The following is a 21,684-nucleotide window of genomic DNA, read 5'->3' as shown; positions in this document are numbered from 1 at the left end:
CTTCGTCGCGGTCGGATCATCTGCGACTCCACCATCGGTGACGCCGAGGACGGGCGGATCAGCCTCGTGGCCCGCACTCGACCGGCCGAAGGAACGGTCCTCGGCTCGTGCTTTCGGCTGATCGGCGAGCTGTTCAGCCCTCGGCCGAGCGGGACCAGCCCTCCTCGGTCTCGTCGATCGGCGCCCAGCTCGGGATGAGGAACAGGCCGGTGGCCTCGACCGCGGCGTCCTGGCCGGGTACGGCGATCTGTGCCTCGACGGTGATCTTGCGGCCCTCCTCGTGGGCGATCCGGGCCTCCATCCGGACCGGGCCGAGCGGCAGCGGGCGCCGGTAGCGCAGGGTCAGCGTGCCGGTCATCGTGAGCCGCCGGAACCCGCTCGCCGTCTCGCCCATGATCTGGTCGAGCATCAGCGCGGACATGCCGCCGTGCACCATCCCCGGAGGCCCCTCGTACGCCGCCCCCAGGGTCATCTCGGCGTGAGCGTTGCCGAAGCCGTCGTGGACGATGTCGACCGGCGGTGCGACCGCGTTGCCGCGCCCGACGACGGCGTTGCCCCAGTTCCAGCTGCGGCCCGCGGAGTTGTAGCGGACCCCCGCGGAGCCGGGCAGCTGCTGGCGGCGCAGGCGGGCGGCGAGGGCCGCGACCTCGGCCTGCACCGCGGCCAGCTCGTCGTCGGCGACGGTGCTGCGGATGGTCGCGTCGACCAGGTCGCGCACCGCGTCGGCGAGACCGGAGACGGCCTTCTCGCGACGGTCGACCTCGTCGGTCGGGATCTCGTCGTGGATGAACATCTCCATGGTCATCCCTAGATTGTCGTGCATGAGTGACCGCGCTCCCGATGCCGCCCCCGCCGTCCAGACCATCCGCGTCGAGCGCACCCTGGTGATCGGGCTCGACCGGCCGGCCAAGCGCAACGCCATCAACGGCGCGGTGACCCGCGGGCTCGACGAGGCGCTGAACCTGCTCGAGGACGACGACGACCTGTGGTGCGGCGTACTCACCGGCGGTCCGTCGGTGTTCTCGGCCGGCGCCGACCTCGCCGAGGGACCCGGCGAGCCGACCGAGCGCGGCGGCATCGCCGGGATCATGTCGCGCACGCGTCCCAAGCCGCTGGTGGCCGCGGTCGAGGGGTACGCGCTCGGCGGCGGCCTCGAGCTGGTCCTGTGCTGCGACCTGGTCGTCGCCTCGCGTACGGCGAGCTTCGGCTTCCCCGAGGTCAAGCGCGGCCTGATGCCCGACTTCGGCGGCGTCTTCCGCGCTCCCCGCGTGCTGCCGGCCAATGTCGCCCGGGAGATGCTGCTGACCGGCGAGCCGATCGGTGCCGAGCGCGCGGAGCGGCACGGGTTCGTCAACCGCCTGGTCGAGCCCGGTACGACGCTCGACGTCGCCCTCGGCCTCGCCGCCACCATCAGCGGCAACGCCCCGCTCGCCGTCCGCGCCGCCCTGGCGCTGGCGCACGACGAGATCAACGGCGATGAGACGGCCAGCTGGGAGGCGAGCCACGCCGCGCACGCCCGGCTGCTGGCGTCCGCGGACGTCGCCGAGGGGATCGGCGCCTTCTTCGAGCGGCGAGAGCCGCGCTGGACCGGGCGTTAGGGAAGCGCGCTCCGCAGCCAGCCGCCCAGCTCGCGGACGACCTCGGTCGCCTCGCGGACCATGCCGGCGTACAGGTGCGTGACGTGCCAGTGCCCCTCGAGCCGGTGGTAGGTGACCTCGGCGCCCGCCGCCCTCGCGGCCGCCACGAACCGCTCGACGTCGTCCACGAACAGCTCGTCGCTCGCGGCCTGTACGAACAGGGCCGGCAGGGCCGCCAGGTCGGCGGGATCCGCGAGGAGGGGCGAGACCTCGGGGTGCTCACGGTGGCGGCCGGCGTACGACCTCGCGCCGAGCTCCAGCCAGTCGCGGGTGAGCAGCGGGTCGTCGATGTGCTCGGCGAGGCCGTCGAGGCGGGCGTCGACCCACGGTGAGATGAGGCCGAGCGCCGCCGGGAGGGGTACGCCGACCGAGCGCGCCCGCAGCGCGAGGGCCAGCGCGAGCCCGCCGCCGGCCGAGTCGCCGGCGACCACGACCCGCTCCGACGGCAGGCCGCGCTCGAGCAGGGCGCAGTAGGCGGCGAGGGCGTCGTCGACGGCCGCCGGGTAGGGGTGCTCGGGCGCGAGCCGGTAGTCGAGGACGTGCGCGACCGCACCGGTGGCGTCGGCCAGGTGGGCGGCCGCGGCGCGGTGGGTGGTCGGGGAGCCGACGACGTACGCGCCGCCGTGCAGGTAGAGCAGCGCGTGGTCGGGGTTGCTCGCCGCGGTCTCGATCCGGTCGGCCGGGACGCCGCCGAGGGTGGTGCGCACGGTCGTCGTACCTGTGGGCAGGAGCGGGAACCTCATCAGGGTGTCGATCACCTGCCGCTGCCGCGCGGGGGCCAGGCGGGTGCCGAGGACCGGACGGACGACGTGGCGGGTGAGCAGCCGGGCGGCTCGGAGCGGGACCTGCATGCCCGCATCCAAGCAGCACCTGGTGGCGGCGCCGGGACGACCCCGTGACGGCGCCGCCGCCGCACCGTCACGAGATGGCCGCGACCGGCTCCTGCTCGGCGGTGACTGTGAGGAGAGCCTGCTCCAGAGCGGTGCCGTCCTCGTCGGCCAGCGCCGCCGAGCGGAGCCGGACGAGCGTGGCCGCGGCGTCGGTCCGGCCGACCAGGCCGTCGGCGGCCGCCATCAGGCGGTCGAAGCTCTCGAGGCTGTGGTGGTGCGTCTCGCCGTACCCCTTGAGCACGCGTTGGCACTCGACGATCTCGCAGGCCAGGTCGTAGTCGATCGGCGCGACCGCGAGGGCGCGGTCGAGCCAGGCCTCGATCGCGGCCTGCTCGCGGGCGAAGCGCAGCGAGCGCGGACGGATCGGACGGAGCATGGCCATCGCCCACAGCAGGGTGAAGCCGATGATGCCGGTCGTGTTGACGACCATCCCGTTGCGGGTCAGCCGGCCGACGACGGTGCCGAACCACCTCGAGCGCGCGACCCACCGCCCGAGCCGGGTCGGCAGCGTGTCGGCGATCTCCTCGACCTGCGGGTGGAGGTACTCCCGCACGTTCATCAGCTGCCCCGCAGCGGCCTTGGCCTCCGCGCGGACGCCCTCGATCCGGCGGCGGCGGATCTTCTGCTGCGCGACCTGGATGGTGTCCTGGTAGCACATCCACAGGGCGACGTGGCGTGCTCCCTCGGTCGTCAGGCGGGCGCCGTCGCCGGTCTCCACGTCGGCGAGCCGGGCGACGCGGTCGAGATACCGGTCCGTGTAGGCGGTGTTCTGGAAGACCGCCGTCCGGACGGCGCCGTGCAGGAGCATCGACCGGGCCGGCGCCGGGAACTGGGCGGCGATCCGCTCCGCCTGGGCCTGCAGGCGTGGCCCGACGAGCGAGGCCGGGGCCGCCGCCGCGACCTCCTCGCGGCGCCGTTCGGCCGCGGCGGCCGCCTCCTCCGCGGGGTCGACCGGCCGCTTGCCGATCGTGATCGCGACCGGACCGCTGCCCGCGGGAGCCGCGGCGATCGGCTGCGGCGCCGGGCGCTGTGCGGCCTCCTCCCCGAGCGCGAAGGCGGCCAGCGACGCGTCGACGCCCTTGCCCGCCGCGCGGATGGCGTCCTCGAAGGTCTCGCGGGCGAAGGGCAGTGCACCCGAGCCGGCCAGCGCGCCGAACAGCGCGGCGCTGATGACACTGTGCGCGTCCAGCGCGAGCTGCATGAAGTCCGCGCCGATGAACCTCCGGGCCCCTGCGTGTGCGGCCTCGAGCAGGGCGTTGCTGTCGACGCGGCCGTCGCCGAGGGCGAGCTTCTCGTCCATCGAGTAGACGCGGTTGGTGGACGCGATCAGCGTCGTGCGGTCAGGGGTGCAGAACCCGCGCTGGATCGAGCGCCCGGCCTCCATCAGCTCGGAGGCGATGACGACGTCGACCTCTCCGGGGGTGGGGAAGAGGGAGAGCACCGGCTCGCGCCGTACGTCGTCCTCGTGCGGCTCCCCGCCCGGGAACATCTCGACGTAGTAGACCGTCGCCCCGGTGCGCTGCGCGACTCCGGCGACGGAGGTGGTCTGGGCGTGGTAGCCCGACCTCTCGCCGACGTCGACGATCCAGTCGGCGAGCACGCCGCCGCCCTCACCGCCCATGGCCAGGATCGCGATCGTGAGGGGCCTGCGGCCCTCGTTCCAGCTGGACATCAGATCACCTCGAGGACTTCGTAGCGGGCTGCCCGGCGCTCCACTCCGGCGGAGAGGAGGCCGATCCAGCCCTTGCGCAGCAGGGCGAGCACCCTGTCGCGCCGGTTCGGGTTGTGGACCAGGTCGCTGCGGTAGAAGGACGGGCACAGCGACGCGGCGTGGGCATTGGCGCCGCACACGCCGCAGCCGACGCAGGAGTCGAGGACCGTCGCGACCGGGTCGGTGCGCATCGGGTCGGGGTTCGCCTTGATGCTGAGCGACGGGCAGCCGGAGACCCGGATGCACGCGTGGTCGCCCGTGCACGTGTCCGCATCGACACCGAAGCGCTCCTTGACGACCCGCTTGCCCTCCTTCATCGCCTTCGCGCGCACCGGCTTCTCGCGGCGCTGCTTGTTGAGCATGCACTCGCTCTGCGCGACCACGACCTTCGGCCCGGCGGTCCGGGTGGTCAGCGCCTTGACGAAGAGGTCGCGCAGCTTGCCGATCTGGTAGGTGTCGCTCACCGTGCGTGCCCAGGTGACGCCGACGCCACGCACGGCCTTCTCGATCGGGTGCTTCGTCGAGCGGAGCACGTTGTCGGCCTTCGACGACAAGACGTCCTGGCCGCCGGTCGCCGCACTGTAGGCGTTGTCGACGACCAGCAGCAGCTGGTCGCTCTGGTTGAACACCGCGTTGCCGACGCCGCTGGTCAGCCCGTTGTGCCAGAAGCCACCGTCGCCCATGACGGCGACCGTGCGGCGGTCGGCGTCCTTCGAGTTGAGCGCGGCCGCGCCGGCGGACCCGAGGCCGTAGCCCATCGTGGTGGCGCCGAGGTTGAACGGCTCGTTGATGGCGAAGAGGTGACAGCCGATGTCGGCGCTGACGTGGTGCTTCTTCCCCGTCTCCTTCTCCGCGAGCTTGAGTGCGGAGAAGATCGGCCGCTCGGGGCAGCCGGTGCACAGGCCGGGCGGGCGCGTGCGGACCACGGACTTGTCGACCCGCGGGGCGAACGGGCTGCTCGGGTCGGACTCGGGCAGGAGCAGGGACGGGCTGCCCTGGGCGGCGCCCGGCGCGTACCGGCTCAGGAACGCGTGCACCCCCCGGGTGACCGCGGTGGCGGTGTACTCCCCGCCGACCGGCAGCAGGTCCTTGCCGTGCAGTGCCACCGAGGACCCGGCGCGCCGCAGGATCGCGTTGAGGTTCTGCTCGATGTAGTCCGGTTGGCCCTCCTCGACCAGGAGCACGGCCCGCTTGCCCTGGCAGAACTCGAGGATCTCGCTGTCGACGACCGGGTAGGTCACGTTCATGACGTACGTCGGTACCTGCGTGTTGCCGAAGGTGTCCGAGCAGCCGAGCAGCTCCATCGCTCGGTTCAGCGTGTTGTAGACACCGCCCTGCACGATGATGCCGATGTCGTCGTTCGGGCCGCCCTCGCCGAGGACCTCGTTGAGGCCGCGGCTGCGGATGTAGTCGACGGCGGCCGGCCAACGGTCCTCGAGCTTCTCCTTCTCGTGCAGGAAGCTCGCCGGGGGCAGCACGATCCGGTCGAGCTGCCGGGAGGGATTCTCGACGGCGTCCTTGACGGTCATGGGGGGACGGACGTTGTCCTTGGCCGTGAAGCTGCCGTAGAGGTGGCACGAGCGCAGCCGCAGCTGCAGCATCACCGGGGTGTTGCTGGCCTCGGAGAGCTCGAAGCCGGCCTCGACGGCGTTGACGATCGCCTCGATGTTGGGCCGCGGGTCGAGCAGCCACATCTGGGACTTCATGGCGAAGGCGTGCGAGCGCTCCTGCATGATGCTGGAGCCCTCGCCGTAGTCCTCGCCGACGATGATCAGCGCGCCCCCGCGTACGCCGCCGCTGGCCAGGTTGGCCAGCGCGTCGGACGCGACGTTGGTGCCGACGGTGGACTTGAAGGTGATCGCACCGCGCAGGGGGTAGTTGACCGACGCGGCGAGCATCGCGGCGGCGGTGGCCTCGGAGGCGCTGTTCTCGAAGTAGACGTCGAGCTCGTCGAGGATCTCGTGCGCGTCCCCGAGCACGTCCATCAAGTGGGAGATGGGCGCACCCTGGTAGCCGCCGACGTAGGCGACGCCGGACTGGAGGAGGGCCTTGGTCACCGCGAGGATGCCCTCGCCGGAGAACCGGCTGCCCTCTCCCATGCGCAGCTTCTTCACCTCGTGGGCGAACGACCGCTCGGCCATGGTGGTCCTTCCTGCGGGTCGGGATGGTCAGGCGGGGACGATCGCGAGGACGCGGGCCGGCGAGCCGGTGCCTCCGACGATCGGCAACGGCGAGGCGATGATGACGGCGCCGCTCGCCGGCAGCCGGTCGAGGTTCTGCAGCTGGGTGAGCCCGAACTTGTTGGCGCCGAGCAGGAAGTGGTGCACCGGGAACGGCGGCTCCATGCCGCCGGCCTGCCCGGCGTCGACGCCGACGGTCTCGACGGCGAAGCCGGTGATCGCCGATCGAGAGAGCCACTCGGCGGCGGCGGGGGAGACGCCCGGGGTGTGGGGCCCGGTCTCGTCGGCGTTGGCGAAGGCGGCGGCGTCGGTGTTGAACCGGCTCCAGCCGGTGCGGAACACCAACCACGCCCCCTCGGGGATCGGGCCGTTGTTGGCGACGTGCTTCTCCAGGTGCTCGGGCTCGAGCAGGAAGTCGGGGTTCTCGGCCGCCTCGGAGGTGAAGTCGAGGACCACGGCCGGGCCGACCAGGCGGCTCGGCGGGATGGTGTCGACGGAGTAGCCCTCCCGCCCGGTCGCCCAGTGCACCGGAGCGTCGAGATGGGTGCCGGTGTGCTCGCCGGTGTGGATGTTGTTCCAGCCCCAGGCCGGGCCCGCGTCGTCGAAGTCGGAGACGACTTCGAGCGAGAGCGGGATGGTGTTCGCGAAGGGCGCGGGGAGCTCGAGGATCGGGGTGTCGGGCGAGAGCGGGGCGGTGAGGTCGACGATCTCGACCTCGCCCGAGGCGAGGCCGGCGAGCAGGGCGTCAACGGCAGTCATGGCGGCAACCTTTCGGAGGGCGTGAGCGTGATCACACGCGGTTGTCGCAGGACGCTAGGCGCTGGGCGGGCGCGTATCTATCCGCAAAACGCGTAGGTCAGCCGGAAAGCGCTGACATCGGCTCGCAGCGCCCGTGGCGCGGTCAGCGGTTGCGCTGCAGGGTCTCGCTCGGCGTCTCCCCGAACGCCGCGCGGTAGTCGCCGGAGAGCCGCCCGAGGTGGGTGATGCCCCAGCGGGTGGCGGCGGCCGTGACCGACTGCGCCGTGCCGTCGGAGAGGGCCTGACGCACCCGTTCGAGCCGTGCCTGGCGCACGTAGGCCATCGGCGTGGTGTCGAGGTGGAGCTTGAAGCCCGCCTGGAGGGCGCGGATCGAGACGCCGACCGCCTCGGCGATGTCGAGCGTGCCGAGCGGCTCGGCGCAGTGCTCCTCGATGAGTCGGGCCGCCTGCCGGACGATCCGGTCGGGCGTCGCCCGCTCGGCGGCGTCGTCGGGGGCGGCCGCGAGCGAGACGATCAGGCCGTCGACGACCGCCACCTGCAGCGCGGCGGCGGTCAGGGGAGAGGCGGACAGGCCGTCCTCGCGCTCCAGGTCGGTCATCACCATGTCCACCAGCCCGCGCCAGCTCCGGCCGGCGCCACGCGTGAGGTCGAAGCCGGCACCGGACTGCTGGGGGACGACGAGGCCGCCCGCCGCGGCGACGTCCAGCCGCTCGCGCAACAGGTCCGGCGTGATCCGGACCATCAGACGCGGGTTGCCGGCCGAGTAGCGCATCCGCACCGGTTCGTCGGGGCCGGTGATGGCGGCCCGGCGCGGACTGGCGGTGACCGTGCCCGCGCCGGTGACGATGTGGCTCAGGCCGCCGAGCGGGATCTGGATGAGGTGGAAGTCGAGCCGGTCGGCCCGCACCTCCACCTCGGTGCCGTAGTCGATGTAGTGGAAGCTCAGCCGCTGCAGCTCCACGGCGTTGTGGAGTGCCCGGAAGCCCTCGACCTCGCGCAGCGGAGTGAGCACGTGCGGTGCGAGCGACGCGGCGACGGAGGCCCGGGCGTCGTCGACGTTGGTCGTGCGCAGCACGCCGTGCGAGCCGAGTGGGGTTGAGACCCGGGCCATGGCTCCTCCTGCGCCGTCGAATGATGCATTCTAGCAACGAACGTGCGAGATCTGACATGTCTGCGCTGAATGGACAGTCGCCGCCGTCAGTGGATAGCGGGGCCCCGGTGCCCGGACCCACGATTCTGGCATGACTTGTGTGACACCGGCCACAGTGGACGTGACACCCTCTGCGCTGCGGGGCCAGCTCGCCAGGTGGCCCACGGGCGTCGCCGTCGTCACCGCCCTCGGTGCCGAGGGACCGGTGGGCAAGACCGTCAACAGCTTCCACGCCACCTCGCTGGAGCCGGCGCTGGTCGGCTGGTGCATCGACCACCGCTCGAGCCAGCTCGACGAGTGGCTGGCCGCCGACGGCTACGTCGTCCACGTGGCCGCTGCCGACCAGACGGACCTCGTCACCCGCTTCGCGACCTCGGCGTCCGACCGGTTCGCCGGCCTGGACTGGACGCCGGGGCTCGACGGCATGCCGGTCCTCCCGGTCGACGTCCCGCTGCGACTCGAGTGCCGCGTCGCGCACCGGTTCGCGGTGGGTGACCACACCTACCTCATCGGCGAGGTCGTCGCGATGACGGCGGCCGCCGACGCCGTACCCATGACCCTCCAGCGCTGACCCGTCCACCCACCCCAGGAGAAACCATGAGCATCCCGATCCTCGACAACGACCACTTCCGCCTCGGCCTGTTCTCGTCCAACTGCTCCGGCGGCCTCGCCGTGACCACGATCCCCGAGCGGTGGTCGGCGTCGTGGGAGGACAACCTGCGGCTCGCCCGGGTCGCCGACGAGACCGGGATCGACTTCATGCTCCCGATCGCGCGCTGGATCGGCTACGGCGGCGACACCAACTTCCACGAGGGCGTGCTCGAGCCGATCCCGTGGGCCACCGCGATCCTGGCCCACACCGAGCGGCTCAACGTCTTCGCGACGGTCCACACCGCGTTCAACCACCCGGCCGTCGTCGCCAAGCAGCTCGCGACGATCGACCAGATGGCGCCGGGCCGCGTCGGCGTCAACGTCGTCGCGGGATGGAACCAGCCGGAGTACGTCGCGATGGGCGCCGACCTGCCGCAGGACCACGACTCGCGCTACCAGCTGGCGCAGGAGTGGATCGACGTGATGAACACGCTGTGGAGCAGGGACGGCCGGTACGACATCAAGGGCCGCTTCTGGAACCTCGAGGGCATCGAGTCGCTGCCCAAGCCCGCGGTGGGCCGGCTCCCCATCCTCAACGCCGGCTCGTCCGCGCAGGGCAAGGCGTACGCCGCCCGCAACGCCGACTTCGTCTTCACGATCGTCGGCGGTCCCGAGGACGGGGCGGGCGTCGTGACCGAGCTGCAGGCCAACTCCGCGGCCCTCGGGCGCAAGGCCGGTGTCCTCACGCCGACGCACGTCGTGTGCCGCCCGACCCGCAAGGAGGCCGAGGAGTACCTCCACTACTACGCGGTCGAGAACGCCGACTGGGACGCCGTCGACAACCTCATGCGTCTGCAGGGCCTGCACGCGCAGTCGTTCTCGAAGGAGCTCCTCGAGAACTTCCGTGGCCGCTTCGCCGCCGGCCACGGCACCTGCCCGCTGATCGGCTCACCCGACGACGTCGCCGACGAGATCGAGCGCTTCGCGAAGGCCGGGTTCGGTGGCATCACCATGGCCTTCGTGGACTACGTCGGCGAGCTCGAGTACTTCGCCGAGGAGGTCATGCCGCGCCTGGTCAAGAAGGGTCTGCGGCCCGAGGCCCTCTGACCCGTCGCGAGCCCGCACCGGCCCCAGCCCTGGTTCAGGGCTGGGGCCAGTGCGTCTTCGCGTGCTTGAGCGCCGGCTTCTCCAGCGCGGCGACGAGCTGCTCGAAGAGCCGGGTCGCCTCGGGGGCCGACCATTTCGGGTCGAGCACCTCACTGGGCAGGCCGGGGTCGCGGAAGGGCAGCTTGCGCCAGGTGTCGACGAGGGTGAGGTATGCCGCGAACGCCGCGGCTCCCCGCAGCCCGCGGAGCTCGTCGACCCGCGGCCCGTAGGCGCCGACGAAGTCGCGATAGCCCTGGTCGATCGCGTCGAGGTCCCACGAGCCGTAGAGCAGGTCGGTGAGGTCCTGCGGCCCGTGGTAGCCGCCGACGAAGATCGCCGCGTGCTCGGCGAGGTCCAGCTCGGCGACGGCCCGCTCGGCGGCGTCGCGCATGCGGGCCGGGGCGATCCACAGCGCGGTGCCGGCGTTGCCGAACCCGAGGTGGGCCAGGTGGGCCCTCAGCTGGTGGCGCTGGGCCCGCTTCGACTCCGGCACGCCGAAGTGCACGATGCACCAGCCGTCGGCGAGGTCCGCGGGACGACGGGCGTGCCAGATCACCTCGTCGCCGGCGGCGAGCGTCGCGTCGGCCTCGCTGGTCAGGGAGTAGCCGCGCACGCCGTCCTGGGAGACCGAGTCGAGCCAGCCGTTCTTCTTCAGCCGGAAGACGGCCGTGCGGACGCCGGGCGCGTCGATTCCGACCTCGGCGAGCAGGTCGACGGCTCCCGCGATCGGCATCCACCCACCCAGCGGGCGCACCACCGCGCCGAGGAACGTCACGACGGTGGTGCGGGACTGCGGTGCCTTGCTGCTCACGGACGGCATTCTGCCCTCAGGCACGGAGATCCGTGGTGAGCGCCGCGACCCACTCGGCGGGCCAGGGCAGGCTCCTGCGGGAGCCGTCGTCGGCGGTCGCGGCCACCTGGCCGGTGCCCATGTGCACGGTGACGTAGCGGCCGCGCGCCGCCCGCGTGCGCGGCCGGCCCTCGAACTCCTCGCCCCAGACCTCGAACTCCCAGGTCATCGACGAGCTCCCGATCGCGGCGAGAAACACCGTCGCGGTCGCCTCCTGCCCGAAGAACAGGGGAGCCAGGAAGTCCGCCTCGAAGCGGACCCGTGGCGCGCTGGCGAAGTACCCGCCGAGGCCGCGCTCGCGCATGAGCGTGGCCTCGGCGGCCTCGACGAACCGCGTCACCGTGCTGTTGTGGTAGATCCCGGACGCGTCGGTGTCGATCCACTCGACACGCGTGCGGAAGTGGCCGCAGGCCAGTGATGAGTCGTCCATGGAGGCCATCGTGGTCGATGTCAGGCGGTCACCGCCGAGCTGTCCGGCGTCCAGCGCAGGTGCACGGCGTCGGTCTCGCCCTCCCGGAGCAGCTGCAGTCGCGGCGGGACCTTGTCGGTGCGCGATGTCGGAGGCCGGCGCCGCCCGGCGGCCCACGGCACCGGCCAGTCGGCCGCCGGGCCGGCGTACTCCTGCTCGGCCGCCGCGTGCAGCGTCCAGCTCGGGTCGTAGAGGTGGGTCCGGCCGAGCGCGCAGATGTCGGCACGGCCGGCCAGCAGGATCGAGTTGACGTCGTCGTACGACGAGATGGCACCGACCGCGATCACCTTGACCCCGGCGGGCTCCGCCACCAGGTGACGGATCTTGTCGGCGAAGGGGGTCTGGTAGGACCGGCCGAACGCGGGTCGCTCCTCCTTGCCGACCTGCCCGGACGACACGTCGATCGCGGCCGCTCCGGCGGCGATGAACGCGCGGGCGATCTCGACCGCGTCGTCGTCGGTGTTGCCGTCCGGGATCCAGTCGGTGGCCGAGATGCGCACGGTCACGGGGATCGCTGTCGGAACCGCGGCGCGGACCGCCTCGAACACCTCGATCGGGAAGCGCAGCCGGTTCTCCAGCGCTCCGCCGTACTCGTCGCTGCGGTGGTTGGCGACGGGGGAGAGGAAGGAGGAGAGGAGGTAGCCGTGGGCGGCGTGGACCTCGACGAGGTCGAAGCCGGCGTCGACCGCCCGGCGTGCGGCGGCCACGAAGTCGGCGACCACCTGGTCCAGGTCGCCCCGGGTCGCCTCGCGTGGGACGTGGCAGCCGGGGCCGTAGGGCAGGGCGGAGGGTCCGACGATCTCCCAGTTGCCGTCCTCGAGCGGCTCGTCCATGCCGTCCCACATGAGCTTCGTCGAGCCCTTGCGGCCCGAGTGGCCGAGCTGGGTCCCGATCTTCGCGGTGCTGTTGGCGTGCACGAAGTCGGTGACCCGGCGCCAGGCCGCGGCCTGGTCGTCGGTCCAGATGCCGGGGCAGCCGGGCGTGATCCGGCCCTCGGGGGACACGCAGGTCATCTCGGTCATGATCAGGCCGGCGCCGCCGAGCGCCTTGCTGCCCAGGTGTACGAGGTGGAAGTCCGTGGGGACGCCGTCGACGGCGACGTACTGGTCCATCGGCGAGAGCATGACGCGGTTCTTCAGCTCGAGCTCGCCGATGCGGACCGGCTGGAACATCGCGGGCGCGGTCTCGGTGCCGCCCTGATGACGCGCGAACTCGTTCTCCATGAGGTCGGCGAAGACCGCGTCGCGGTCCTTGAGGTTCTCGAAGGTGATCCGGCGCGATCGGGTCAGCAGGTTGAAGACGAACTGCGCCGGGTCCTGGTCGGCGTACATGCCGATGTTCTCGAACCACTCGAGCGAGGCCTGGGCCGCGCGCTGGGTCGACTCCACGACCGGTTTGCGCTCTGCCTGGTACGCCGCAAGTGCGGCCTCGACGCTCGGGTGCTCGTGCAGGCAGGCGGCCAGCGCGAGGGCGTCCTCCATCGCGAGCTTGGTCCCCGAGCCGATCGAGAAGTGGGCGGTGTGGGCGGCGTCGCCGAGCAGGACGACGTTGTCGTGGTGCCACCGTTCGTTGCGGACGGTGTGGAAGTTGAGCCACTTCGAGTTGTTGGTGAGGATCTGGTGCCCCTGCAGCTCGTCGGCGAAGATCTCGGCGATCCGTCCGACGGCGTACTCGTCGGAGACGCCGGGCGGGAAGATCTCGTGCTCGGTCCGGTCGAGCCCGGCGCGGCGCCACACGTCGTCGTGCATCTCCACGATGAAGGTCGAGCCCTGGTCGGAGTAGGGGTAGCCGTGGATCTGCATGGTGCCGAACTCGGTCTGCTTCACGAAGAACTGGAACGCCTCGAAGACGAGGTCGGTGCCGAACCAGATGTACTTGTTGTTGCGGCGGTCCAGGCTCGGGCCGAAGACGTCGGCGTACTTCGTGCGGACGGCCGAGTTGAGGCCGTCGGCGGCGAGCACGAGGTCGTGCTCGGAGCGCAGCTGGTCGGGGTCGGGCGCCTCGGTGCGGTAGTGCACGGTCACGCCGAGCTCGGCCACCCGCTCCTGCATGATCTGCAGCAGCTCCTTGCGCGACATCGCCGCGAAGCCCTGGCCGCCGACGGTGAAGGCGGTGCCGTTGAACTCCACGTCGATGTCGGTCCACCGCGCGAAGCGGGTCTCCATCCGATCGTGGATGACCTGGTCGGCGCCCTCGATGCTGCCGAGGGTCTCGTCGGAGAACACGACGCCGAAGCCGAAGGTGTCCTCCGGCGCGTTGCGCTCCCAGACGGTGATCTCGTGGGTGGGGTCGAGGGTCTTCATCAGAGTGGCGAAGTAGAGCCCACCGGGCCCGCCGCCAACGATTGCGATCTTCATGCTCGGGTCTCCGATTCGCTGAGCTGTCGCAGCCTGAAGTGCTGCAGCTTTCCACTGGTGTTGCGCGGCAGGGCGTCGATGAAGCGCACCGCCCGCGGGTACTTGTAGGGGGCCAGGCGGTCCTTGACGTGCTGCTGGAGCTCGCTGACCTTCGTGGCGTCGCCGGTGACGCCCTCGCGCAGCACGACGAAGGCGCACACGAGCGCACCGCGGTCCGGGTCGGGTACGCCGACCACGCCGGCCTCGACGACGTCCGGGTGGGTGCCGAGCGCCTCCTCGACCTCGGGGCCGCCGATGTTGTAGCCGGAGGAGACGATCATGTCGTCGGTGCGGGAGCGGTACCAGAAGTAGCCGTCCTCGTCGCGGACGAAGGTGTCGCCGGTGACGTTCCAGCCGTTGACGACGTAGCTGCGCTGCCGCTCGTCGTCGAGATAGCGGCAGCCGACGGGGCCGATGACGGCCAGCCGGCCCTCGACGCCCGCGGCGACCTCGTTGCCGTCGGCGTCCAAGATGGTGGCGCGGTAGCCCGGGACGGGCTTGCCGGTCGCTCCCGGACGGACGTCGTCGCCCGCCGCCGAGATGAAGACGTGCAGCAGCTCGGTGGCCCCGATGCCGTCGATGACCGCCAGGCCCAGCTCGCGGCGCAGCTCGTCCCAGGTCGCCTGCGGCATGTGCTCGCCGGCGGTGACCGCGACGCGCAGGCCCTTGAGCTGGCCGATGCTGCCGGACTTGAGGATCTGCTTGTAGGCGGTCGGCGCGGTCGCGAGGACGGTGACGCCGTGCTCGTCGATCAGGCCGGCGAGCTGGACGGGCGTCGCCGACTCGGTGAGCAGCGCGCAGGCACCTGCCCGGAGCGTGAACACGACGAGCATGCCGAGCCCGAACGTGAACGCGAGCGGCGCGGTGCAGGCGACCAGGTCGGTCGGCTCCAGCCGCAGTGTGCTGCGGCCGAAGGTGTTGTCGATCGACAAGATGTCGCGGTGGAAGTGGGTCGTGAGCTTCGGCAGACCGGTGGTGCCCGAGGTGGGACCGAGTAGTGCGACGTCGTCGGCAGCGGTGTCCACCGCCGTGAACGTGGTCGGCTTGCCGGCCGCCCGCCGGGACAGGTCGTCGTCGGCGTCACCGCCGTAGGCGACCACGACCAGCCCGGGCGCGACCCGGTCGCGGACCTCGTGCACGTCGGCGACGAGGCGGTGGTCGACCAGGGCCACGGCCGGCCGGGTGCGCTCCACGATCGGGGTCAGCTCGGTCGCCCGCAGCGCGGCCATGGTGGTCACGACGATGCCGCCGGCCTTGAGCACGCCCAGCCAGGCCGCGACGGTCCACGGGTTGTTGGGGGAGCGCAGCAGCACCCGGTTGCCGCTGACCATGCCGAGGTCCTCGACCAGGACGTGGGCGACCTGGTTGGCGCGCGCGAGCAGCTCACCGTAGGTCCACACCGTGCCGTCGGGCGTGCGTAGGGCGGGCCGGTCGGGGCCGTGGGCCGCGACCGCTGCGTCGATGAGCTCGACGGCGGCGTTGAGCCGCTCGGGGTACTGCAGCAGCGGCGTGGTGAACTCCAGCGTCGGCCACAGCTCCGCGGGCGGGAGGTGGTCGCGCGCGAAGGTGTCCTCGAGGCCCGAGCGGCTCAGGGCGCCTGTGGCGGTCACGACGATGCCCCGGCAGCGCGGATCATGCCCTCCTGGACGACGGTCGCGACGAGGATGCCGTCGGGGGTGAAGAAGCGGCCGAGCGCCGAGCCGCGGCCGGACTCCACCGACACCGCCTCCTGGACGTAGAGCAGCCAGTCGTCCATCCGGACGGGCCGGTGGAACCACATGGCGTGGTCGAGGCTCGCGGTCACCAGGCCCTCGTCGGCCCACGCCAGCCCGAGGACGCGCAGCACCGGCTCGAGGATCGTGTAGTCGCAGACGTAGGCGAGCGCGGCGACGTCGCGCTGCTCGTCGGTCAGTCCCTCGACGGGGCGCAGCGCGTCGTACGGCTTCACCCAGACGGCCTGGTGCGGCGTCCGCTCGCCATCGATGCTCAGGTAGACCGGACCGGGGGTGTGCCGCATGTCGAAGCTGCGCCCGCCCGACCAGTAGGCCTTCGACGTCTCGGTCATGGTGCCGCCGGTGCGCTCGGCGAGGTACGCCGCCGAGGTCGCCAGGTCCTCCGGGGCCGGGAGGCCGGCGGGGGTCTCGGGCTGGAACGAGCCGCCCGCCTCGCCCGCGGCGAAGCTCGCCATGCACACGTAGACGACCTTGCCGTTCTGGAAGGCGCGCACCTGACGGGTGCTGTAGCCGCGCCCGTCGCGCAGGATCTCGACCTCGTAGCGGACCTCGGCGCCGATGTCGACGGGCCGCATGAAGTAGGAGTGCATCGAGTGCAGCGACTTGGCCTCCGGGCCGGCCGACGGAACGGTCCGGACCGCCGCCGCGACGGCCTGGGCGACCATGTCGCCACCGTAGGCCTTGGGCCACGGGCAGGGCTGCGTCGTCGCGGTGAACGCGACGTCGAACACCTCGGCCTCGCTCTCCTTGAGCGTGATCGCGTCGGTGAAGATCGCGCTGGTGGGTGCCATCGGTTGTCCTTCGGTCGGTGGGGTGGGTCAGGCGATGCGGACGGTGTTGGTGAGCAGCCCGATGCCGGGGATCTCGGTCTCGACGACGTCGCCGTCGCGGAGGTAGGTCGGCGGCTCCATGCCCATGCCGACGCCACCGGGCGTGCCGGTCAGCACGATGTCGCCGGGCCGCAGCACGGTGAAGGTGGAGACGTAGGACAGGAGTGCGGCGCTGTCGAAGACGAGTGTCTTGGTGTTGCCGCGCTGGCGCTCGACGCCGTTGACCCGGCACAGCACCTCGACGCCGGCGCTCGGGTCCAGCTCGTGGGGTGTGACGACGACCGGGCCCAGGGGAGTGGTGGCGTCCCACGCCTTGCCCTGGAACCACTGCAGCGTCCGGCGCTGCCAGTCGCGCACGGAGATGTCGTTGGCGACGGTGTAGCCCGCGATGGCCTGCTCGGCCTCGGCCGGGGTCGCGTTGCGCAGCTCGGTGCCCACGACGACCGCCAGCTCGGCCTCCCAGTCCAGCTGGAGCCCGTCGTGGGCGGGCAGCACGATGTCGGCGCCCGGCGCGAGCAGCGTGTCGGCGTACTTCGCGAAGAGGGTCGGGTACGCCGGCGTCTCGCGGCCGGTCTCGGCGATGTGGTCGCCGTAGTTGAGGCCGCAGCAGATCACCTTGCCGGGGCGGGGCAGCGGCAGCACGGGCTGCGCGCCGGGGAGCTCGTCGCCGGGGACCGGTGCCAGGCCGGACGCCAGCAGCTCGCTCAGGTCGGCGGCCGGGAGGGCGTGCCAGCGCCCGTCGACCTCGACGGCGGCGCGGGTGCCGGTGGGGTGGGTGACCGTGGCCATTCGCATATGTCATTTTTGGCACGAACGTTGCGCTGATGTCAATACGCAACCTATGGTGGATCGCATGACCACCGACCCCACCCACCTCGTCACGCCGGACCTCACCCCCGTGGCGGTGAACCCGGCGGAGCTGGCCGCGCCGAGCGGCTACTCGCACGGCACGCTGAGCGGCAACACGCTCCACCTCGGCGGCCAGACCGCCCTCGACGCGAACATGCAGATCGTGCCCGGCGGGATCGTCGAGCAGTTCCGCCAGGCCTTCGGCAACGTGCTCACGACGCTGCGCGCCGCGGGCGGCGTGCCCGAGGACCTGGTGTCGATCACGATCTACCTGACCGACATCCCCGACTACCAGGCCCACGGCCGCGAGATCGGTGCCGTCTGGCGCGAGCTAGCCGGTCCCGTCTACCCGGCGATGGCCGGCATCGGCACGACCGGCCTGTGGCAGCCCGAGGCGCTCATCGAGATCGTCGGTGTCGCCGTCATCCCCGACGAGCGCCTCGTCCGCCCCGGCAACTGAAGCGCCCGACCAGCACCGAAGGAGAACCGCCATGCCCGCCATGACCCCGTACGCGGACGAGCTCAACGCCCTTCCGCCCCTCGCCTCCCGCTACGTCCAGGTCGACGAGCTCCCCTGGAAGCCGACCGGCTTCCCGGGCATCGACATGAAGGTGCTGCTCCGCGAGCCGGAGACCGGCCTGCTGACCGCGCTGTTCCGCTGGGAGCCGGGCGCCGTCCTGCCGCTGCACGAGCACGTCGAGATCGAGCAGACCTACGTGCTCGAGGGCAGCATCGTCGACGAGGAGGGCGAGACCACGCCCGGGAACTTCTCGTGGCGACCCAAGGGGAACCAGCACCGTGCCCACGCGCCGAACGGCGCGCTGCTCATCGCCTTCTTCCTCAAGCCCAACATCTTCCTCGAGGGCGCCGAGGCCGGCACCACGCTCGAGTGACATGAGGATCACCACCTTCCGACACGCCGGTGGCACCGGCTGGGGGCTCATCGAGGACGACGGCATCGTCGACCTGAGCGAGGACCCATCACTGCCGTACGCCGACGCGTCGGAGGCGCTGCGGAGCGAGACCGTGCTGGACCTCGCCATGTCCGCCTGCGGGCTGACGCCGCAGCACCGCCTCGAGGACGTCACCCTCCTCGCGCCGCTCCCCGCCCCCGGCCGGGTGCTCGTCGTCGACGGCGAGCAGGTCACGCACCTCGCCCGTCCGGACGTCCGCGACGCCGGTACGGACCTTCCCGGTGGGCGCAGGATGCTCGCCGTGATCATCGGCAGCCCCACGCGCGAGGTCGCCCGCGAGCGCGCCGTCGAGCACCTGCTCGGTGCCACCGGCGCCGTGCTCCACGACAGCCGGCTCGCGATCGGGCCGTGGGTCGTCAGCCGCGACGAGACCGGGGACCTGGACTCCCTGCACGACGCAGGACGAGGCCTCGCCGACATCGTCAGCGAGGCCTCGCGGCGGTGGTCGCTCAGCTCCGGCGACGTCGTCCTGGTGCCCGCCGCCTGCTGATCAGCTGCTGGGCCACGAGGTGGCCGGAGCCCCCGCCCAGGCCCGGGCCCGGGTGCGTGAACGCCCCGATGTGGAAGACGTTCGGTACGCCGGTGCGGTGGCCGCTTCCCGTCCCGGGGCGCCACAGCAGGGACTGGTCGAGCTCGGCCGCGCCCCCGTAGGGGTCGCCGTGCACCGCGTTTGCGTTGGCGGAGGCCAGCCCGGTCGGGTCGATCACGCGGCGGCCGATCACGCTGCCGGCCAGCCCGGGAGCGAACCGCTCGATGCGGGCGACCACGCGCTCGGCGTACGCCTCGGCGAGGGCGGGCGTCCATCCCTCGGCGGCATCGAGCTCGCCCGCGGCGTCCCCGACAGGGCGCCACGGGAGCTCCTGCAGCTGGATCCACAGCGTCGCCCGGCCCTCGGGAGCCCGGCTCGGGTCCAGCACGCACTGCTGGCCGACGACGACGGTCGGCTCCTCGGGCAGGAGACCCGCCTCGGCCTGGGCGCAGGCGATCGCGGTGCTGTCCGAGCCGTTGCTGACGTGGACGAGCGGGACCTCGTCGAGGCGGCTGTCGGTCCAGCGCAGCGGCGCGTCGAGCGCCAGGTGGATCTGGGCCGCGGCCCGACCGGGGCGGTGCCGGGCGACAGCGCGTCGTCCGTGCTCGCCGACGGCCTCCGGCGGGAGGAGGCCGTCGTACAGGCGGCCGGTCGAGGTCGACGCGAGCACCGTCGCCGCGCGCAGGTGGCCGGCCCCGGTCTCGACGCCCACCGCACGGCCGGACCTCACGGTGATCGACTTCGCGGGCGTCGCGCGGAACACGTCGACGCCGCGCTCCTCGAGCAGCGCCTCGAACGCGGCGACGAAGGCGCTCGCGCCACCCTCGACGACCGGGAGCCCGATCTCGTGCATCGTGAACGCCATCACCGCGAGCATCAGCCCGCCGGTGGCCTGGTCGGGCGCGAGGCCCGCGTGCAGCAGCCACGGCGCCCACAGCTGGTCGACCTCGGAGCCGGCGAAGCGCTCGCGGCCCAGGCCGCGCCCGCTCTGCATCGCGACCCGCGCCAGCTCGCTCAGCCCGTCGCGTCCCAGCCCACGGGCCGCGCCGAGGCCGAGCCGGGCCAGGTCGCGGGTGCGCAGCTCGGACCCGAGCGCGCCGAACACGTGGGGTGCCCAGCGACCGAGCTCGGTCAGCAGCGACGCGTACGCCGTCCGGTCGGCTTGGTGCGCGAAGCCCTCCGCGGTCCGGGCGGGGTCGCGGTGGGCCACCACGGTGCCGCGCTCGGAGACCGAAGCGGTCACGGCCCCGTCGGCGTTGCGGTAGGCGAGGCCGTGGCGGTGGAGGTCGGCCCCGAGGTCGGCGTACGCGCCGCCTGCCTGGAACAGTGGGTGCCAGGAGCTGAACGTGTCGTGGACGAAGCCGGGCACGGTGAGCTCGTCGGAGGCGATGAACCCGCCGAGGCGGTCCCGCTCCTCGACCAGCGCCACCCTCCGGCCCGCCCCGGCGAGCTCGGCGGCGGCCACCAGGCCGTTGATCCCGGCGCCGATCACGACGACGTCGTACTCGTCCTTCATCGCTTGCCGACGCCCAGCCGGCGGGCGAGCCTCGGCGTGATCCGGCGGTAGTCAGCCGGCTTCACGGGCATCAGCCACTGCTTGGCCTTCGTGCGGCGCGGCACGTCGAGGCCGACGTCGGAGAGCACCTCGTCCACGTTGTGCAGGGAGAACGGGATGATGTTCGTGCCCCGTGCGTGCATGCCGCCCGTGCGCTCGCGCATCCATGCCAGGCGGGCGCGGGTCCTCTCCAGCATCTCCTCACGCGAGGGCAGCCGGTGGTGCCCGCCGAGGTGGGAGCCGATCCAGATCGCCGACACCTCGGCGGACAGCGGGGAGAAGAACGACGAGTTGTAGCCGGCGAAGCTCAGGTCGGGGACGTTGATCGGGTGGATCTGCCGGTAGAGCAGGAAGTCGCCGTTGTCGTCGAGCAGGTGGTCGAGCACCTCTCGCGGCAGGAAGGGGATGTCCTGGGTCCACCCGGTGGCGGCGATCACCACGTCGGCCCGGAGCACCTGCCCGTTGGCGAGCTCGGCGTGGGGCTTGCCGTCCTTCTCGAGGAAGCGGGTGATCACGGTGTCGCGGTGGACCCGGATCGCGCCGGAGGAGACGCCCTCGAAGAAGCCCTCGGTGGCCAGGGAGACCGTCGACTTCGCGATGTCGGCGAAGGTGCCCTGCGGGACGAGTCCGAGCTTGTCGAGCCGCAGCTGCTTGGTGGTGACGCTCTCGACCGTGCCGAGCATGTTGTTGGCCAGCATCGAGTCGCGGGCGTGGAGCAGGCGCTCGGCGCCGTTGACCGAGCGGTAGCGGAACAGGCCCTCGCCGAGCCGGTTGAGCATCAGGAACTTGTAGTTGACGACGCCGCTGACCTTGCGCGGCATCTTCCAGAGCAGCTCGCGGGCGACGACCGACGTCGCGGCGGCCTCCTTGGCGATCTCGACGGTGATGTCGCAGGCGGACTTGCCGTAGCCGAGGACCACGGTGTGCTTGCCGCGCACCTGGTCCAGGCTGTGGAACTCGCTCGACGGGAGGTACTGCCCACCGGCCTGCTCGAAGTCCTCGAGGCCGTCGACCGGCGGCACGAAGGGACGGGAGAAGATCCCGCTCGCGAGCACGAGGTGGTCGTAGTGCTCGGTGCCGCGGGCGGTGGTGACGTCCCACCCGCCGCCGGGTGTCGGTGCGGCGTGCTCCACCTCGGCGTTGAGCCGGACGTGCGGTGTCACGCCGAACTCGTCGGCGTACGACGCGAGGTAGGCCGCCACCTGCTCGCCGCTCGGCCACTCGGGGTAGTCCCGCGGCATCTTCTTGTCGGAGAGGCAGTAGGTGCCCTTGTTGTTCTGCGTCTTCAGGCCCGGGTAGCGGCGGGTGCGGCTCCACACCCCGCCGATGTCGGGGGTCTTCTCGAGCACGGTCACGTCGTGACCGAGCTGGCGAAGGACCTTGGCGGAGGAGATGCCGGCGAAGCCGGCTCCGACGATCGCGATCTTCATGGCGG

20 protein-coding genes are annotated in these 21,684 nt (G+C 72.1%); 6 read left to right on the top strand and 14 right to left on the bottom strand.

Annotated features, from left to right (window positions below; genetic code table 11):
* Window positions 1-133: 133 nt before the first annotated feature.
* Complete coding sequence (locus QI633_RS20350) at window positions 134-805, bottom strand: PaaI family thioesterase (protein ID WP_222117771.1); 672 nt, start codon at window positions 803-805, stop codon at window positions 134-136.
* Window positions 806-821: 16 nt separating this feature from the next.
* Here QI633_RS20350 and QI633_RS20345 point away from each other — a divergent pair, with 16 nt between their 5' ends.
* The gene (locus QI633_RS20345) at window positions 822-1,598 is read left to right on the top strand and encodes an enoyl-CoA hydratase-related protein (protein ID WP_282426889.1); all 777 of its coding nucleotides are present in this window, start codon (window positions 822-824) and stop codon (window positions 1,596-1,598) included.
* Here QI633_RS20345 and QI633_RS20340 read toward each other — a convergent pair.
* The 5 genes from QI633_RS20340 to QI633_RS20320 all read right to left on the bottom strand — a co-directional run bounded on the left by QI633_RS20340 (window position 1,595) and on the right by QI633_RS20320 (window position 8,288).
* Window positions 1,595-2,488 carry an alpha/beta hydrolase fold domain-containing protein gene (locus tag QI633_RS20340; RefSeq protein WP_282426888.1) on the bottom strand — a complete coding sequence of 298 codons (894 nt, stop codon included), beginning with the start codon at window positions 2,486-2,488 and terminating at the stop codon, window positions 1,595-1,597. The genes QI633_RS20345 and QI633_RS20340 overlap by 4 nt on opposite strands.
* 67 nt (window positions 2,489-2,555) lie before the next feature.
* The gene (locus QI633_RS20335; protein ID WP_282426887.1) at window positions 2,556-4,199 is read right to left on the bottom strand and encodes an indolepyruvate oxidoreductase subunit beta family protein; all 1,644 of its coding nucleotides are present in this window, start codon (window positions 4,197-4,199) and stop codon (window positions 2,556-2,558) included.
* Window positions 4,199-6,379 (bottom strand): indolepyruvate ferredoxin oxidoreductase subunit alpha, encoded by a 2,181-nt coding sequence (locus QI633_RS20330; RefSeq protein ID WP_282426886.1) that lies wholly within the window; start codon window positions 6,377-6,379, stop codon window positions 4,199-4,201. Before QI633_RS20330 ends, QI633_RS20335 begins: the two co-directional genes overlap by 1 nt.
* 27 nt (window positions 6,380-6,406) lie before the next feature.
* The gene (locus QI633_RS20325; RefSeq protein WP_141797701.1) at window positions 6,407-7,177 is read right to left on the bottom strand and encodes a cyclase family protein; all 771 of its coding nucleotides are present in this window, start codon (window positions 7,175-7,177) and stop codon (window positions 6,407-6,409) included.
* A gap of 142 nt (window positions 7,178-7,319) precedes the next feature.
* On the bottom strand, window positions 7,320-8,288 hold the full coding sequence (locus tag QI633_RS20320; protein WP_141797702.1) for an AraC family transcriptional regulator: 969 nt from the start codon (window positions 8,286-8,288) through the stop codon (window positions 7,320-7,322).
* 160 nt (window positions 8,289-8,448) lie between these two features.
* Here QI633_RS20320 and QI633_RS20315 point away from each other — a divergent pair, with 160 nt between their 5' ends.
* Window positions 8,449-8,898 (top strand): flavin reductase family protein, encoded by a 450-nt coding sequence (locus QI633_RS20315; RefSeq protein ID WP_282426885.1) that lies wholly within the window; start codon window positions 8,449-8,451, stop codon window positions 8,896-8,898.
* A 26-nt stretch (window positions 8,899-8,924) separates the two neighbouring features.
* Window positions 8,925-10,025, top strand: coding sequence for an LLM class flavin-dependent oxidoreductase (locus QI633_RS20310; RefSeq protein WP_282426884.1), 1,101 nt, complete (start codon window positions 8,925-8,927; stop codon window positions 10,023-10,025).
* 34 nt (window positions 10,026-10,059) lie between these two features.
* On the opposite strand, the gene QI633_RS20305 is transcribed toward QI633_RS20310, so the two are convergent.
* Genes QI633_RS20305 through QI633_RS20280 form a run of 6 tightly spaced genes read right to left on the bottom strand, consistent with a single transcriptional unit; the run spans window position 10,060 to window position 17,131 of the window.
* Window positions 10,060-10,875, bottom strand: a complete 816-nt coding sequence (locus tag QI633_RS20305; protein ID WP_260805821.1) for a PaaX family transcriptional regulator C-terminal domain-containing protein — start codon at window positions 10,873-10,875, stop codon at window positions 10,060-10,062.
* 16 nt (window positions 10,876-10,891) lie between these two features.
* Window positions 10,892-11,344: a hotdog domain-containing protein gene (locus QI633_RS20300; protein WP_282426883.1), complete on the bottom strand. Its 453-nt coding sequence runs from the start codon at window positions 11,342-11,344 to the stop codon at window positions 10,892-10,894.
* Window positions 11,345-11,364: 20 nt separating this feature from the next.
* A complete protein-coding gene (locus QI633_RS20295; protein WP_282426882.1) occupies window positions 11,365-13,740 on the bottom strand; it encodes a bifunctional salicylyl-CoA 5-hydroxylase/oxidoreductase in 2,376 nt (791 codons plus the stop codon).
* Window positions 13,737-15,389, bottom strand: a complete 1,653-nt coding sequence (locus QI633_RS20290) for an AMP-binding protein (RefSeq protein WP_174245192.1) — start codon at window positions 15,387-15,389, stop codon at window positions 13,737-13,739. The genes QI633_RS20295 and QI633_RS20290 overlap by 4 nt, the downstream gene beginning before the upstream one ends.
* Window positions 15,386-16,303 carry an acyl-CoA thioesterase domain-containing protein gene (locus tag QI633_RS20285; protein ID WP_141797707.1) on the bottom strand — a complete coding sequence of 306 codons (918 nt, stop codon included), beginning with the start codon at window positions 16,301-16,303 and terminating at the stop codon, window positions 15,386-15,388. Before QI633_RS20285 ends, QI633_RS20290 begins: the two co-directional genes overlap by 4 nt.
* A gap of 27 nt (window positions 16,304-16,330) precedes the next feature.
* Window positions 16,331-17,131 carry a fumarylacetoacetate hydrolase family protein gene (locus tag QI633_RS20280; RefSeq protein ID WP_282426881.1) on the bottom strand — a complete coding sequence of 267 codons (801 nt, stop codon included), beginning with the start codon at window positions 17,129-17,131 and terminating at the stop codon, window positions 16,331-16,333.
* 64 nt (window positions 17,132-17,195) lie between these two features.
* Between QI633_RS20280 and QI633_RS20275 the strand changes: the two genes are divergently transcribed.
* From QI633_RS20275 to QI633_RS20265, 3 genes are read left to right on the top strand one after another with little or no spacing between them, the layout of a single operon-like run.
* Complete coding sequence (locus QI633_RS20275) at window positions 17,196-17,651, top strand: RidA family protein (RefSeq protein ID WP_282426880.1); 456 nt, start codon at window positions 17,196-17,198, stop codon at window positions 17,649-17,651.
* A gap of 31 nt (window positions 17,652-17,682) precedes the next feature.
* Entirely contained in the window at window positions 17,683-18,084 is a 402-nt protein-coding gene (locus tag QI633_RS20270) for a cupin domain-containing protein (RefSeq protein WP_282426879.1), read from the top strand.
* 1 nt (window position 18,085) lies between these two features.
* Complete coding sequence (locus tag QI633_RS20265; RefSeq protein WP_282426878.1) at window positions 18,086-18,655, top strand: Rv2993c-like domain-containing protein; 570 nt, start codon at window positions 18,086-18,088, stop codon at window positions 18,653-18,655.
* On the opposite strand, the gene QI633_RS20260 is transcribed toward QI633_RS20265, so the two are convergent.
* Together QI633_RS20260 and QI633_RS20255 are read right to left on the bottom strand one after the other, a co-directional pair.
* Window positions 18,615-20,210 (bottom strand): NAD(P)/FAD-dependent oxidoreductase, encoded by a 1,596-nt coding sequence (locus QI633_RS20260; RefSeq protein ID WP_282426877.1) that lies wholly within the window; start codon window positions 20,208-20,210, stop codon window positions 18,615-18,617. The two genes, QI633_RS20265 and QI633_RS20260, sit on opposite strands and share 41 nt — an antisense overlap.
* Complete coding sequence (locus QI633_RS20255; protein WP_282426876.1) at window positions 20,207-21,679, bottom strand: NAD(P)/FAD-dependent oxidoreductase; 1,473 nt, start codon at window positions 21,677-21,679, stop codon at window positions 20,207-20,209. Before QI633_RS20255 ends, QI633_RS20260 begins: the two co-directional genes overlap by 4 nt.
* Window positions 21,680-21,684: the final 5 nt, after the last annotated feature.

The organism is Nocardioides sp. QY071 (assembly GCF_029961765.1).
GTDB lineage: Bacteria > Actinomycetota > Actinomycetes > Propionibacteriales > Nocardioidaceae > Nocardioides.
This window is presented reverse-complemented; position numbering and strand designations above follow the sequence as displayed.

What these genes read in the sequence shown, in the direction of transcription:
- QI633_RS20350 (WP_222117771.1), bottom strand. Translation starts at nt 805, where the DNA reads ATGACCATGGAGATGTTCATCCACGACGAGATCCCGACCGACGAGGTC.
- QI633_RS20345 (WP_282426889.1), top strand. Translation starts at nt 822, where the DNA reads ATGAGTGACCGCGCTCCCGATGCCGCCCCCGCCGTCCAGACCATCCGC.
- QI633_RS20340 (WP_282426888.1), bottom strand. Translation starts at nt 2,488, where the DNA reads ATGCAGGTCCCGCTCCGAGCCGCCCGGCTGCTCACCCGCCACGTCGTC.
- QI633_RS20335 (WP_282426887.1), bottom strand. Translation starts at nt 4,199, where the DNA reads ATGTCCAGCTGGAACGAGGGCCGCAGGCCCCTCACGATCGCGATCCTG.
- QI633_RS20330 (WP_282426886.1), bottom strand. Translation starts at nt 6,379, where the DNA reads ATGGCCGAGCGGTCGTTCGCCCACGAGGTGAAGAAGCTGCGCATGGGA.
- QI633_RS20325 (WP_141797701.1), bottom strand. Translation starts at nt 7,177, where the DNA reads ATGACTGCCGTTGACGCCCTGCTCGCCGGCCTCGCCTCGGGCGAGGTC.
- QI633_RS20320 (WP_141797702.1), bottom strand. Translation starts at nt 8,288, where the DNA reads ATGGCCCGGGTCTCAACCCCACTCGGCTCGCACGGCGTGCTGCGCACG.
- QI633_RS20310 (WP_282426884.1), top strand. Translation starts at nt 8,925, where the DNA reads ATGAGCATCCCGATCCTCGACAACGACCACTTCCGCCTCGGCCTGTTC.
- QI633_RS20300 (WP_282426883.1), bottom strand. Translation starts at nt 11,344, where the DNA reads ATGGACGACTCATCACTGGCCTGCGGCCACTTCCGCACGCGTGTCGAG.
- QI633_RS20295 (WP_282426882.1), bottom strand. Translation starts at nt 13,740, where the DNA reads ATGAAGATCGCAATCGTTGGCGGCGGGCCCGGTGGGCTCTACTTCGCC.
- QI633_RS20285 (WP_141797707.1), bottom strand. Translation starts at nt 16,303, where the DNA reads ATGGCACCCACCAGCGCGATCTTCACCGACGCGATCACGCTCAAGGAG.
- QI633_RS20280 (WP_282426881.1), bottom strand. Translation starts at nt 17,131, where the DNA reads ATGGCCACGGTCACCCACCCCACCGGCACCCGCGCCGCCGTCGAGGTC.
- QI633_RS20275 (WP_282426880.1), top strand. Translation starts at nt 17,196, where the DNA reads ATGACCACCGACCCCACCCACCTCGTCACGCCGGACCTCACCCCCGTG.
- QI633_RS20270 (WP_282426879.1), top strand. Translation starts at nt 17,683, where the DNA reads ATGCCCGCCATGACCCCGTACGCGGACGAGCTCAACGCCCTTCCGCCC.
- QI633_RS20265 (WP_282426878.1), top strand. Translation starts at nt 18,086, where the DNA reads ATGAGGATCACCACCTTCCGACACGCCGGTGGCACCGGCTGGGGGCTC.
- QI633_RS20260 (WP_282426877.1), bottom strand. Translation starts at nt 20,210, where the DNA reads ATGAAGGACGAGTACGACGTCGTCGTGATCGGCGCCGGGATCAACGGC.
- QI633_RS20255 (WP_282426876.1), bottom strand. Translation starts at nt 21,679, where the DNA reads ATGAAGATCGCGATCGTCGGAGCCGGCTTCGCCGGCATCTCCTCCGCC.